Origin of the sequence: Martelella alba (assembly GCF_006516955.1) — a bacterium.
Lineage (GTDB): Bacteria > Pseudomonadota > Alphaproteobacteria > Rhizobiales > Rhizobiaceae > Martelella > Martelella alba.
This window is the reverse complement of record NZ_VHLG01000001.1, coordinates 1-13,702: the sequence shown is the minus strand read 5'-3', so window position 1 is coordinate 13,702 and position 13,702 is coordinate 1. Positions and strand designations below refer to the sequence as shown.

General features: G+C 56.6%; 14 protein-coding genes. 7 read left to right on the top strand and 7 right to left on the bottom strand.

Features of this window, described 5'->3' with window-relative positions; translation table 11 throughout:
* Positions 1-43 precede the first annotated feature (43 nt).
* Positions 44-385, top strand: a complete 342-nt coding sequence (locus FJU08_RS00070; RefSeq protein WP_141146936.1) for a hypothetical protein — start codon at positions 44-46, stop codon at positions 383-385.
* A gap of 9 nt (positions 386-394) precedes the next feature.
* On the opposite strand, the gene FJU08_RS00065 is transcribed toward FJU08_RS00070, so the two are convergent.
* Positions 395-832, bottom strand: a complete 438-nt coding sequence (locus FJU08_RS00065; RefSeq protein ID WP_141146935.1) for a VOC family protein — start codon at positions 830-832, stop codon at positions 395-397.
* 404 nt (positions 833-1,236) lie between these two features.
* On the opposite strand from FJU08_RS00065, the gene rplM reads away from it, so the two are divergent.
* The 5 genes from rplM (at position 1,237) to FJU08_RS00040 (ending at position 3,882) form a co-directional block, all read left to right on the top strand.
* A complete protein-coding gene (rplM, locus tag FJU08_RS00060) occupies positions 1,237-1,701 on the top strand; it encodes a 50S ribosomal protein L13 (protein WP_141146934.1) in 465 nt (154 codons plus the stop codon).
* Positions 1,701-2,180, top strand: a complete 480-nt coding sequence (rpsI, locus tag FJU08_RS00055) for a 30S ribosomal protein S9 (protein WP_141146933.1) — start codon at positions 1,701-1,703, stop codon at positions 2,178-2,180. The genes rplM and rpsI overlap by 1 nt, the downstream gene beginning before the upstream one ends.
* A gap of 215 nt (positions 2,181-2,395) precedes the next feature.
* Positions 2,396-3,166, top strand: a complete 771-nt coding sequence (locus FJU08_RS00050) for an SDR family oxidoreductase (RefSeq protein ID WP_141146932.1) — start codon at positions 2,396-2,398, stop codon at positions 3,164-3,166.
* Between the two features lie 87 nt (positions 3,167-3,253).
* Positions 3,254-3,529: a hypothetical protein gene (locus FJU08_RS00045; protein WP_141146931.1), complete on the top strand. Its 276-nt coding sequence runs from the start codon at positions 3,254-3,256 to the stop codon at positions 3,527-3,529.
* Between the two features lie 23 nt (positions 3,530-3,552).
* Positions 3,553-3,882 carry an antibiotic biosynthesis monooxygenase family protein gene (locus FJU08_RS00040; protein WP_141146930.1) on the top strand — a complete coding sequence of 110 codons (330 nt, stop codon included), beginning with the start codon at positions 3,553-3,555 and terminating at the stop codon, positions 3,880-3,882.
* Between the two features lie 304 nt (positions 3,883-4,186).
* Here the strand turns inward: FJU08_RS00040 and FJU08_RS00035 are convergent, their stop codons facing one another.
* The 5 genes from FJU08_RS00035 to mscL form a co-directional block, all read right to left on the bottom strand.
* The gene (locus FJU08_RS00035) at positions 4,187-7,105 is read right to left on the bottom strand and encodes a valine--tRNA ligase (RefSeq protein WP_141146929.1); all 2,919 of its coding nucleotides are present in this window, start codon (positions 7,103-7,105) and stop codon (positions 4,187-4,189) included.
* 219 nt (positions 7,106-7,324) lie between these two features.
* The gene (locus FJU08_RS00030) at positions 7,325-8,080 is read right to left on the bottom strand and encodes a PopZ family protein (protein ID WP_141146928.1); all 756 of its coding nucleotides are present in this window, start codon (positions 8,078-8,080) and stop codon (positions 7,325-7,327) included.
* A 237-nt stretch (positions 8,081-8,317) separates the two neighbouring features.
* Positions 8,318-8,989, bottom strand: a complete 672-nt coding sequence (locus FJU08_RS00025) for a protein-L-isoaspartate O-methyltransferase family protein (protein WP_141146927.1) — start codon at positions 8,987-8,989, stop codon at positions 8,318-8,320.
* A gap of 167 nt (positions 8,990-9,156) precedes the next feature.
* The gene (locus FJU08_RS00020; RefSeq protein ID WP_141146926.1) at positions 9,157-10,224 is read right to left on the bottom strand and encodes a lysine-2,3-aminomutase-like protein; all 1,068 of its coding nucleotides are present in this window, start codon (positions 10,222-10,224) and stop codon (positions 9,157-9,159) included.
* Between the two features lie 174 nt (positions 10,225-10,398).
* Positions 10,399-10,845 (bottom strand): large conductance mechanosensitive channel protein MscL, encoded by a 447-nt coding sequence (mscL, locus tag FJU08_RS00015; protein ID WP_141146925.1) that lies wholly within the window; start codon positions 10,843-10,845, stop codon positions 10,399-10,401.
* 367 nt (positions 10,846-11,212) lie between these two features.
* Between mscL and FJU08_RS00010 the strand changes: the two genes are divergently transcribed.
* Entirely contained in the window at positions 11,213-11,374 is a 162-nt protein-coding gene (locus tag FJU08_RS00010) for a hypothetical protein (protein ID WP_328592391.1), read from the top strand.
* A gap of 332 nt (positions 11,375-11,706) precedes the next feature.
* Here the strand turns inward: FJU08_RS00010 and FJU08_RS00005 are convergent, their stop codons facing one another.
* Positions 11,707-13,467, bottom strand: a complete 1,761-nt coding sequence (locus FJU08_RS00005; RefSeq protein WP_210245167.1) for a sulfatase-like hydrolase/transferase — start codon at positions 13,465-13,467, stop codon at positions 11,707-11,709.
* Positions 13,468-13,702: the final 235 nt, after the last annotated feature.

Sequence of the window (13,702 nt, the reverse complement as noted above, 5' to 3'; positions counted from 1 at the left end):
TGTTACTGTCAAACAATCATCGGTTGATCGTCTGGAGGATCCAATGAAATTGAAACTCGCTCTCGCTGCCGCACTTCTGGTGGCCACAACAGCACCGGCCAGCGCCATCAACAGATATGATGTCAATACCATGACCTGCGCCCAGGCACAGGCCGTTGTTGCCCAGGAAGGCGCTGCAATTTTACGTTATCCAGCCCCGGATGGCAGCGGCCGCATTCTTTACGACCGCTATGTCAAAAGCCCGGGCGTCTGCTTCGTGCAGGCAGGCCATGCAGTGAAAAATTATATCCCGACCAAGGACACAAAATCCTGCCTCGTGCTCAGCTGCGAATCCGGCCCGCCGGATTGCTCCGACGATCCGCTGGCGTTGTTCTGCGACAGGTAACGCAGCAGCCTATCTGTCCAGCACCATGCACCCAGTGTCATCCAGCGGCATGAAGGGGTTGAATGCAACCTCCCAAAGGAAGCCGTCGGGATCGGCGACATAACCCGAATAGCCGCCCCAAAAGACCTTGCGGGGCGGTTTTACCAATGTCGCACCGCATTCGCAGGCAAATTGCACTGTTTCATCGACCGCCGCCTCGCTGCCGACATTATAGGCCATTGAGAAACCGGGAAACCCACCGGCAATGCCCTCCTCCAGGCCCGCATCCTCCGCCAGCGCCTTGCGGCCGAACAACGACAGCACGATCCCGTCAAGCGCAATGAAAGTGACGCCATCCTGCGAGGCAACAGAACGCGCCCAGCCAAGGCGTCCATAAAATGCGGTGGAACGCTGAAGATCAGCCACGCCAAGTGTAAGCATCGTGATGCGTCGATCAAATTCTTTCATGGACAAACCCCATTTGTTCCTCTTTTGTTCAGTCTAGCCATCGCATAAGTCAAGTCAATAGGGATTGCCCGCCCATCACAGAACACCTGTTCTCAATTCATTTCACCCGGACGCATGGCGCGGCATATAAATTCTCGTTAGAGCAGTGAAACGCCGAAAACGAGGCCACCACCGCCCCTCGATGTACGGTATTATTTTACCGCATTATTAAGTGATTGTTTTACAATGGTATTTTTTACATAGCTAGAAGATACAGAGCTTGACCTCCAGGCGTCGCCCGATTATACAACCGCAGACGTCGGCTACGGTCGGCGTTGTCGTTTGAGGCGTCTTTCGCGCATCAATAGAAGCAACAAGAAATGCCCGACCGGCAACGGACCGGGTCCAAAACAAGAGTAGAAAAAATGGTTACCTTTTCCCAGAAGCCTCTCGAGGTGGAAAAGAAGTGGGTCGTGATCGACGCTGAAGGCCTCGTCCTCGGTCGCCTCGCCTCGCTCATCGCACTTCGTCTGCGTGGCAAGCACAAAGCCACCTACACGCCGCATGTTGACGACGGTGACAATGTCATCGTGATCAATGCCGAAAAGGTCGCTATGACCGGCAAGAAGTACACCGACAAGATGTACTACTGGCACACCGGCTATATCGGCGGCATCAAGGAACGCACTGCGCGCCAGATCATCGAAGGCCGTTTCCCGGAACGCGTCATCGAGAAGGCTGTCGAGCGCATGATCCCGCGCGGCCCGCTTGGCCGTCGCCAGATGAAGAACCTGCGCGTCTATGCAGGTCCGAACCATCCGCATGAAGCACAGAATCCCGTCGCAGTTGATATTGCGAAGCTCAACAGCAAGAATGTAAGGAGCGCATAATGGCCGAGCTTTCCGATCTGAAGGCCCTGGGCGATATCGCCACTGCCGATGCCACCCCTGCCGCTCCGGTTCACGAACGCAAGGTAGACGACCTCGGTCGTTCCTATGCCACCGGCAAGCGTAAGGACGCCGTCGCCCGCGTATGGGTCAAGGCTGGTTCCGGCAAGATCACCGTCAATGGCAAGGACTTCACCGCCTATTTTGGCCGCCCGGTTCTGCAGATGATCCTGCAGCAGCCGATCGTTGCCGCGGCACGTGATGGCCAGTTCGACATCGTCGCCACCGTTGCAGGCGGCGGCCTGTCCGGTCAGGCCGGTGCCGTTCGTCACGGCATCTCCAAGGCGCTGACCTACTATGAACCGGCTCTGCGCTCGATCCTGAAGAAGGGTGGCTTCCTGACCCGCGACAGCCGTGTTGTTGAACGTAAGAAGTACGGTAAGGCCAAGGCCCGCCGTTCGTTCCAGTTCTCCAAGCGCTAATCGCTCGGGACATTGCAGTTTTGGAAAAGGGCCGCCTCGTGCGGCCCTTTTCTTGTTTTGCAGCCCACGCGCCCCACAAGGTCGCCTTCACGATCAGCCGGCCTCATGTGATCGGGAAACAGCATTTCGGGTTGCCCCGCCTGAAAGATGCCTGAAAACAGGATATCCTGCCATCACCCGACCCCACTTGACCTCCAGTAAAGGATTGCTTCGCCATGACCATTCTCGATCGCTTCTCTCTCAGTGGACGGATCGCACTTGTCACGGGCGCGCGGCAGGGCCTTGGCTTTGAAATCTCCCGTTCATTTGCCGAAGCTGGCGCCCATGTGATTATCACCGGACGCAATGAGGCAGGTCTCGCCGCCGCTTGTGATGATATCCGCTCGACGGGCGGCAAGATCTCCTACAGCGCCTTCGATCTCGCCGATGGTGAAGCCCGGCGGGCGGCCCTGGCCGATATCCTCGAAACGCATGGCCAGATCGATATCCTTGTCAACAATGTCGGCGCACGCGATCGCCGCAGCATTGGCGCCTTCAGCGACGACGAGATTACCGCTTTCATGGCCACCGATCTGATTGGAGCCATCGCCCTTTCCCGCGACGCTGCCACAGTGATGAAAGCGAAGGGGCATGGTCGGCTGATCTTCATCAGCTCGATCACCGCCCATAATGCGCTGCCCGGCGACAATCTCTATCCGGCGGCCAAGGCCGGGCTGGAAGGCCTTGCCCGTGCACTGGCAGTAGAATATGGCCCGGTCGGTATTACCAGCAACATCATCGCGCCCGGCATGTTCGCAACGCAAACCAATGCCCACCTGGCCGATGATCCAGATATGCTGGCCTTCGCCCAATCCCGCGTTCCGGTACAGCGCTGGGGCCGGCCTGAGGAAATTGCCGGTGCGGCGCTGCTGCTCGCCAGCGATGCGGGGTCTTTCATCAATGGTGCCACGATCACCGTTGACGGCGGTCATTCGGTGAAGATGTAGGCGTGGTGGCAAGCACCACGGCTTGACAGAACCGACCCGAGCCGCCGAAATGCCCATGCCAAGCCTTTGACAAACGGATCGACGGCCATGCCTAGTGCATTCCTGCATTTCGCACTCATTCATCTTCTGATGGCGATGCGGCCGGGGCCGAACACGGTTGCCGTCAGCTATTTCACGGCAGCGCGGTCACGTTCGGCAGGTTTTCGCGCCGCAGCTGGCGTTGCCGCGGCCTCCTTCATCTGGCTTATACCAAGAGTCAGTGATTATGACCCATATGACCGGAGCGATTTTGAAAGCCGGCTCGCCCCTGGCTTCATGCTGCTTTTTGGCCTGAAGATACTGGATGCGGCCCGCCGGATCTGAAAGAAACAACGGATTCAACAGCTATGCCCAATGCATTTCCTGCACCACCCTATTATATCGTCGCTTTTTCATCACAGCGTCGCGAGGCCGATCATCTGGCCTATGACGCGATGTCGGATAAAATGGTTGAATTGGCGCAGGAGCAGCCAGGCTTTATCGGATTTGACAGCGCCCGCGGCAATGACGGCTTCGGCATCACCAATTCCTACTGGGAAAACGAAGAAGCAATCCGCGCCTGGAAGCGCAATGTCGATCACCTCGCCGCCCAGCACCTGGGGCGCGAAAACTGGTATGAGGCATACGATGTCCGAATCGGCAGGATCGATCGCGCCTATGGTTTTGGCCGGAAATAGGCTGGCACGAACGAAAAAGGCAGTCTGATCGGGTCGCCTTCAGGCTGCTGACAAAGTCGTTCAGATTGCCTGTTCTGGGTGGAATGGCCGCCCCCTCCGTCGTCATCCCCGTGCTTGTCACGGGGATCCAGTTTCATAAGACTTTGAATAGACAAGTCCTTTCGCCGCGCGGACGCGCGTCGGCTGGATGCCTGTGACAAGCACAGGCATGACATCAGCAGAAGGGGGTGAGTTTTGTCAGCCCCCCTGAAGGCGGCCCGATCAGGCCGCCTTCTCCATTCATTTCAGGTTCGCCCGGCCCTTGTCAGCCAGCCTCGTTGACCCGAGCCAGTGCTACGGCGAGGATTTCTCGCTGCTGCCGGTGCTCTTCCAGCCGTTCACGCTCGGTCTCGACCACCGCCGGATCAGCATTTGCGACGAACTTCTCGTTGCCAAGCTTCTTCTCCGAACGCTGAATATCGGCCTCGACCTTGCCGATCGCCTTGGTCAGACGTGCAGTTTCGGCAGCAATGTCGATCAAATCACCAAGCGGAATGCAGGCCGTCGCCTCGGCAATGATCACCTGGGCCGAGCCCTTTGGGGCGACCTTCTCGAAATCAAGTGACGACACGCGCGCCAGACGTTCGACAGCCGGGAAGTGACGGCCGAGACGTTCGCGGGTTTCGGAATTGGCCCCGATCATGACGAGCGGCGCCATGGCACCGGCCGGCACGTTCATTTCAGCCCGAACGGAACGAATGCCAGTGATAAGATCGACCAGCCAGTTGAGTTCAGCGGCCGCCTTGTCATCGCGGAAGATCGGAACGCGCCAGTCTGCATGGCATGCCAGGCCCTGCTTGCCGTCCGTAATATAGGCCCACAGCTCTTCGGTCATGAAAGGCATGAAGGGATGCAGGAGTTTGTAGGTTTGCGAAAGCACGTAGGCGATGCAGGACTGGGCTTCGGCCTTGGCCTTTTCATCCTCGCCGCTGAAGACCGGCTTCAGAAGCTCCAGATACCAGTCGCAAAGCTGATTCCAGACAAAGCGATAAAGCGCGCCTGCGGCATCGTTGAAGCGATAGGCCTCGATTGCCTGCGTTGTTTCTTCCGCAGCCTTGGACAATTCGGTCAGGATCCAGCGGTTGATCGTCTGGGTCGCCTTTTCCGGTTCGAAATCCGGGTCCAGCTTCATGCCGTTCATCTCGGCAAAGCGCGTGGCATTCCACAGCTTGGTGCCAAAGTTGCGGTAGCCGGCGATGCGGCTTTCATCCAGCTTCACGTCGCGCCCCTGCGCCGCCATGATCGCCAGCGTAAAGCGTAGCGCATCGGCACCATATTCGTCGATCAACTCAAGCGGATCGATGACGTTGCCCTTCGACTTCGACATCTTCTGCCCGTGCTTATCGCGCACCAGAGCGTGAATATAGATGGTGTGGAACGGCTCGATACCGTCTCCATCATCATTCTTCATGAAATGCAGCCCCATCTGCATCATGCGAACGACCCAGAACGGGATAATATCAAAACCGGTCACCAGAACGCTGGTCGGGTAGTAGCGGGCCAGTTCTGCGGTCTCATCCGGCCAGCCGAGCGTCGAGAACGGCCAGAGTGCGGAAGAGAACCAGGTGTCGAGAACGTCCTCATCACGCGTCAGGATCTGGTCCGGCTCAAAATTTTCCAGCCGCTCTTCGACCCAGGCCTTCCACGGGCCTTCATGCGAAATATAGTGCTGAACCGCTGCATCAAGCGCTTCTTCCTCAGACTTCTCAACGAAAACCTGACCATCCGGGCCATACCAGGCCGGGATCTGGTGCCCCCACCACAGCTGGCGCGAAATGCACCATGGCTCGATATTTTCCAGCCAGTTGAAATAGGTCTTTTCCCAGTTCTTCGGAATGAAGTTGGTCCGTCCTTCGCGCACGGAATCAAGCGGCGGGCCGGCAAGCGCCTTGTTGTCAACAAACCACTGGTCCGTCAGCATCGGTTCGATAACGACGTTGGAACGGTCACCGAATGGCTGCATGATCTTCTTGTTCTCGACCAGCGGAACCTCTTCGCCCTCGGCGTTCTTCACCGTAACAGCAAGGCCCTCCTCATTGATTGCCGCGACAATCCGCTTGCGTGCCACATAGCGATCAAGGCCCCGGTAATCGTCGGGAACGAGGTTGATGTCGTCGACCTCCGCCTCGCCCGGCAGCGCTGCGCCCTTGCCGATCGCCATGGCCTGCGCCGCGCATACGGCATAGGGTTCGCCATCATCTCGCATCTCGGCTTTCTCGTTCATCAGCCGGTAAAGCGGAATCTTATTGCGTGTGGCAACCTGATAGTCGTTGAAATCATGCGCACCGGTGATCTTGACTGCACCGGAACCAAAGGTCGGGTCAGGATATTCGTCAGTGATGATCGGAATCAGGCGGCGATGCTCCTTCGGCCCGACGGGGATCTCGCAGAGCTTGCCGACAATCGCCTTGTAGCGCTCATCGGAGGGATGGACAGCGACGGCACCATCACCCAGCATGGTTTCCGGACGGGTGGTGGCGATGGAGATATAGTCGCGCTCTTCCTGGAGGAGGATATTCCCGTCTTCATCCTTCTCGACATAGGTGTAGGTTTCTCCCCCGGCCAGCGGATATTTGAAATGCCACATATGGCCGTCGACTTCCTTGTTCTCGACTTCCATATCCGAAATGGCAGTTTCAAATTTCGGGTCCCAGTTGACCAGGCGCTTGCCGCGATAGATCAGACCTTCTTTGTAAAGTGTTACGAACACTTCCAAAACAGCCTTCGAAAGGCCTTCATCCATGGTGAAGCGCTCACGCGACCAATCACAGGAAGCGCCGAGCCGGCGCAACTGATTGAAGATCTGCCCGCCGGATTCCTCTTTCCATTCCCAGACCTTATCGACGAAAGCTTCACGGCCCATCTCTCGGCGTCCGGGCAGCTGATTTTCCATCAGCTTGCGCTCGACAACCATCTGCGTGGCGATGCCGGCATGGTCCATACCAGGCTGCCAGAGAACATCCTTGCCGCGCATGCGCTCAAAACGGATCAGAATATCCTGCAGCGTATTATTGAGCGCGTGGCCCATATGCAGTGAGCCCGTCACGTTCGGCGGCGGTATCACAATGCTGAAGGACTCCGCACCCGGCTTGGCATTGGCGCCCGCACGGAAGGCTTCGGCCTCTTCCCAGCGCTTGGCGATATCGGGTTCAACGCGCGCGGCATCATAAGTCTTTTCAAGCATTTCGAGCCAGTTCCTGCGTTTGCCGGAACCTCAGGCGACGACGCTTATCCTCGCGCCAGGTTCCGCTCAGAATAATAGGTCACGAGCGGTCCGCCCAAGGCGAAATCCGACCCGCTTTCAGAATAGCCGTTGTTAAGCGGTTGCTACAAACACTGTCAATAACAAAGCCGCCCGGAATGGGGCGGCTTCAGTGAAGAACAGGCGTAAAACCGGGTCTTTTCAGTCTTCAAGGCCTTCACGCATGCGCCGGATCTCCTCAGCAACCAGGCGCTCGACAAGCGGCGGCATGTTGCGATCCAGCCAATCGCTGAGCAGCGGACGCAACTCTGCCGTGACAATCTCGTCCACGGTTCGCGAACCTTCCCGCTTCAACGCCCGGCTCAACTCCCTGAGAGCATCGCCAACGCGCTTTTCGGCATCAAGCGAAACCAGATGTTCAGAGACGGAGGGCGTTTCCGCAGGCCTCTCGATGGCCATTTCAACCGGTTCGGGTGCTGCAGCAGGCTCTGCAACAGTCTCATTGGCAACAATAACCGGTTCAGGATTATTGGTTTCCTCAGACATTTCCCGCTCGGTCGCGGCCCGTACTTCCGCTGCAACTTCACCAATCGATGCCGGGTGAATTGCCGGTTCGGAGCGCGTTCCACGCCAGGCCATGTCATCACCACGATTGACGACAACCGGCGCCGGACGTGCCCAATCCCGCGGCCCGGCATCCCCGTAACCCTCCGCCGCGGGTTCAGCGGCGCGCGGCACGGCGGTCAATCTGTCTTCCTGCTCATCCTGAACCCGAGACTGCCCGTTTTCAGCGCTGTGTTGCGGTTCAGGCGAATAGGCCTGGGGTTCATCATCCTGGGGAAGGTGGCGCTGGCGCTCAAGCTCGCGCCCGGCCTCATCACCGCTGTCGATAATCCTGCGGATTGATGCGAGGATCTCTTCCATGGACGGTTCTTGCTGCATCTTTGGCTGCGCCATTACTCACCTTTCCGTGCTCTGCGACATGGAAACATACGCAGAATGTCATGTCCCTCGTCGACGACACTCGCAATCAAACGGATTGCCCGGCGCGCCCAGCCGACGAAACTTCTGAAACGAATCGCATCATATGACAGACAGCGCCGAGACGAGAGTATGCCAAAGTTCGCTGTAATAACGTATTCACAGTTTTTTCAATGACATGTCGCGCCGGCGTTGAATTCGGCGCGGCCACACTCAAAATTCGAAGGCGCGCGCCTTGCGAAAGCCAGGCAGCGGCTTTACCGCCGCATTGAAAGAAGCAAGTTCCGAAAAATTCTCGCCATCGCGCCGGTAGAGCCTGGCGCGGGCGGCATGACCGTAGCCAACCACCGAGACAAGGCGACCGCCGTCGCGCAGCTGCGATAGAATGGCATCTGGAACGAACTCCACCGCACCGTTGACGAAAATCGCATCATAGGGTGCTTCCGGCGCGTAGCCATCTTCCAGCGGTGCACAGACAACAGCCGCATTGTCATAGCCGAGTTCAGTGAGCTTTTCAGACGACGAGGCTGCCAATGCCTCATCGCTTTCAACCGCAACGACAGAATTGGCCAGCAGCGACAAAATAGCGGTCGCATAGCCTTCGCAGCTGCCAACCACCATGACGACGTCGCTTTTCGTCACTTCGAGAAGCTGAAGCAATTTGGCAAGCGGCGACGGTTCCATCAGATAGCGCGCCGGTGCATCGGCAGCAGCGGCAGTGATCTGAATATCCTCGTCGATATAGGCCAATGCCGCGTTTTCCGCCGCCACAAAGGCCTCCCGCGGGACAGACAGAAAAGCCGAAATCACCGGATGAGACGTTACGTCCGTCGCCCGGATCTGGCTTTCGACCATTTTGACCCGCGCCGTTTCGAAATTCACCATTGCTGCACCTCGCCTCGCTCGACCGTGCGGAACTGTCCGTTCCGCTGCATTTTTATTAAATGCGCTGATCTGATGTGGCAAGGCGTGAGAATGGCGCGCGCTTAATTTTGTCATTCGCCAACCGGCATTTGCCTTGCTCAAAAGGTCGGAAAGACCCAGCCCGGCGGTCAACCAAGCTCCGCATAGTCATGCATATTACCGAGATAGTCGGTGACCACATAAGACCCGTCTTGACGGCGCGCGACATAGGACGGACCGATCGGCACCTTGCCGTAGCCGCCGGGAATATCCAGAACATAGGTCGGCAGACAAAGGCCGGAAACATGCCCGCGCAACGCCCGCATCAAGGCCTGGCCACGCTCCAGCGACACGCGGAAATGATTGACGCCGCGCGCCTTGTCGAGATGGTGCAGGTAATAGGGCTTGACCCGATTGCGCACCAGAGCGCGAAACAGATCGGCCAGCACTGCGGCATCATCATTGATGCCTCTGAGCAGAACGGATTGCGAGAACAGCGGCACCCCGGCATCGACAAGCCGTGAAATGGCGGCCAGAACCGGCGCCTGCAGTTCCCGTTCATGGTTGACATGAATGACAAGACTGACCGCCTTGCCCGATGACCGCAGCGCCGCGATCAGGTCATCACCGATGCGGGCAGGATCGACGAGCGGTACACGGGTATGGATCCGTATGCTGCCGACATGGGCAATCGCACCGAGCCCCCTCATCAACACCGCGATCCGCCGGTCAGACAGAATCAGCGGATCCCCACCCGACAGGATGACCTCAAAAATCTCTTTGTGATCGCGAATATAGCCGAGCGCTGCATCAAGCTCATCACCGGAAAGCGTTTCTTCCGCTTTACCGACCTTTTCACGCCGGAAGCAAAAACGGCAATAGACCTGGCAGGTGTGGGTCGGCTTCAGCAACAGCCGGTCAGGGTAGCGATGCGTGATGCCCTTCACTTTCTCGAAGACATCGTCGCCGATCGGATCGCTGAGTTCTTGCGCATGGGCAACAAGCTCCAGACGGTCCGGCACATATTGCGCATAGACCGGATCATCGCGCTCAGCAGTGGCGATACTGTCCAGGACGGCCGGCGTCAGCCTGATGGAAAACTGTTCGCCCACAGCACGCAGCCCCTCGGCCTCGTCAGCCCCGACCAGGCCGGTCGCCTCCAGGCCCTGCGTTGTCGTGACGGCCTTCTTGAAAGCCGGCCAGTCATCTCCATGCATTATGCCACCCAATCCGCGTCATCATCCAAACCCGACGCGAAAGCGACAATCAACCGTCGGGAAACAAGTGGTGACGCTCTAGCCGATCCGCCCGCGATTTGACAGTTCCCAATCCAAGTTTTGATCGCCCCGTGCATCATCCTTGCCCGCAACGGTGACGATGAGCTTTGACAATCAGGCGTCGCGACGGCGCAGTTCCTCGCGGATATCCAGCAGGACTTCAAGCTCCGTTGGCCCCGCTGGCGCCGCAGGTGCCGCCTCTTCGATCTTCTTTTTCCGATCCGCCGCGTCCCGAATCCGATTAACCGCCTTGACCAGCAGGAAGACGACGAAAGCGATGATGACAAAGTTGATCACCGAGGTGATAAACGCGCCATAGGCGAAAATTGCAGCGCCGCTTTCACGTGCGGCCGAAAGGCCCGTATCAGGCGGAACCTCGCCTGACATCACCACATACATGTCCGAAAAATCGACGCCGCCGATGATGAGGCCGATAATCGGATCGATAATATCGGACACCAGCGAACGCACGATCGCGGTAAAGGCCGCACCGACAATGATACCAACCGCAAGATCGACAACGTTGCCACGTGAAATAAAATCTCTGAATTCTTTCAACATCCTGTTTTCGTCCCTTCATGCAGGTCGTGAAGTTGACCCCCTTCACGATTCCTTCCTCAGACGCGGATCAGGATGGACGACATCACGGATAGATCAACTGTTTCGTCATGCAAACCACTAAAAAATGAAAGCATACACTAACGGCTAAATCTAGAAAGACAGACCCGCGCAGCACGCAATGCCGAAGCAGGCAGCACAGACCAATCGATCTGTTGTCATGTCAGCACCTGTCGGAACCGGAAATGTAATATTATAATAGTTTTTATTGGCACACGTTGTTAAATAACATGTTCAGCATCCAATCTGATCGACAGAACCAGTCCTGGCCTGGAAAATTCCAGACGCGTGATTTCACCGAAATGCTGTTGTGAAACGCCGCCTGAAGACGATCACCACCAACCACCCGGAAAACCCGACCCTTGACCTGCCCTGTCGCAGGGTATTCGAGGCTGACCAGCGCAAGGTGGACGGTATCGGCCCGATGCTGAAGGACGAGGCCGTCAAAGCCCATGAAGGTGCCTGGGATTGAAGCCTAACCCGGCCGGATGTAACGGGACCGACAGAATTATGATTCAAACAAAAAGCGATAGAACGGCTGCCTGACTCATTTGGACCAAGCTTCGCGCCCGCCGCCATCGCTTTGGCGTTGCGCACCCTGTGCTTCGGCATGGCCGCTTTCCGGGACTGGCTGTCTTCCCAGCACCGAATCACCGTTACCATGCCGGAGAGATCGCCGCCCGCAAGGCGGCGATCATCGTTTCCATGACCTCATCGGGAGAGGCGGTCACGCTGTAAACCAATGGCCAGATAGCGAACATGGACAGATCATGAAACCGCCCCACCCCGCTAGCGCCGCCGGAATTACGGGGATGGCCGTCCGAGGCCATATTCCTCGACCATCTTGCCGATGCCATCACGCACTTCCGGAGCGAGGTTGTAGACTGCCGGATTGTTGCTGACAAAACCAATCTTGAACTGAGGCGGAAACTTCATCAGCTCCTTCATGTAAAAGCTTGTCGCGCCCATCAGGGGAACGGTTGCCGGAATATGGCGGATGCCGACATTGACGTCTTCCTTGGGGCTTTCATAAAGATTGAACATCAGGGCGCCACCGGTGTCATGGAACAGGCTGCCGGAGAAACCACCCCAATCACCCTTCTGGACGATCGAATTCTCCACCTCGCCGGTGAACAGATATTTGTACTCATCAATCCGCATGCCGCCAAAATACTGGTTGATCGTATAAGGACGGCTGCGCCGGTTGGAAACGCCATTGTCAGCGAGCAGGAAGGACGCCTGATCCACGCCGTCAATATAAGTCTTCTCATCGAACAGCTTGCCGATATCGCCGCCGTGAACTCCGGCAAGGGACATGGCGGTTGGCAGAATGTCAGCAAAATCAAACAACCCGTCGGAACGTCTTGGCTCAATCATCCCGTTCCAGTATGCGAATGTCGGCACCCGGACACCACCTTCCCAGTCAGAACCCTTACAGCCGCGAAACAGAGTGCGGCCATGGGGCGGGACCTCGCATTCAGGACCGTTGTCGGACGAAAAAATGATCAGCGAATTGTCAAGTTCACCAGTTTCCTTGAGCTTTTCAGTGATCTCGCCGAAAATATCGTCCAACTCGACCATACAGTCACTGAAGACGGTATGCGCTGCCGATTTGCCGGCATAGTTATCGTTGGGATAGTTGTCGAAATGGCAGCCGCGCGTGGCGTGATAAAGGAAAAATGGTTTGTCACTGCCCTTCTGACTGTCCAGAAAGTTCAGCGTCACATCCTTCCAGTGCTGATCAAGATCCTTAATATAATCCAGATCAATCTCGCGGCCGGACTCGCATTTGCTCGTGTCGGCGCTCGTGCAGTGTACTTCCGTATGATCGAAATCATCATCCATCATCATCTTGTAACGCGATGGCGACAGCGCAATCTCGGGATTCATATAGATGTCGCGCCACTCGGTATACATGTCAGAAACACCGAGAAAACCGACATAGTCATCAAAACCGACATTCTGCGGCAAAGACCCTTTATTCTCCCCGACATGCCACTTGCCAACGCCCTGGGTGACGTAACCCTGATCCTTCAAGAGCTTCGCCAGCGTCAGGGCACCATCAAGACCACCGGCTTCACCATACATGGGCGGCCGCAGAATGCCGTGATGAAGCGGGTTCTGACCCGTGAGAAGCGTCGCCCGGCTTGGTGATGAGGATGGCGTCGAATAGGCAGAGGTGAGCAGCAGACCATTTTCGGCAAATGCATCCATATTGGGGGTCGCATTGCCGACAGCAACACCGCCACCATTGAATCCGGGATCGGACCAGCCGACATCATCCATCAGGAAAATCAGAATATTGGGCTTTTTTCCGGTCTTCTGCTTCAGTGCCGCGAGTTTTTCCAGCGCCTCTTTATCCTGTTGCGGACGCACCAGCGCCGGATACATGTTCGGCGCAGGTTTGACATCCGACATATGCAGGGAAAATCCGGGATAGTCATAGCCCTTCGCAGTGGTTGGCCCCGTGGTCGAGCCACGGGCATTGCCGGCATCCTGCGCAAAAGCGCCACCAGCAGCAACGAGCACCAGCGAAAGCCCGACAAGCGCCCCACCCAGATTCACGCTTCTCCCGACCGATGAGAGTAACCCCCTCTTTCGATCCGCTCGAATATTCAGCACATCCATCTAAATTCTCCGAATACATACAGTACAATCAAAGATAATCCAAAATTCTCGTAACATAATATCATTTGTCATAAATTAAATTATGACAAAATTTTCATAGCCAGAAATTTAATGTATTAAATTGTTACAAATTTATAATTATATATAAATAATAAAAATTAATTTTTATTGT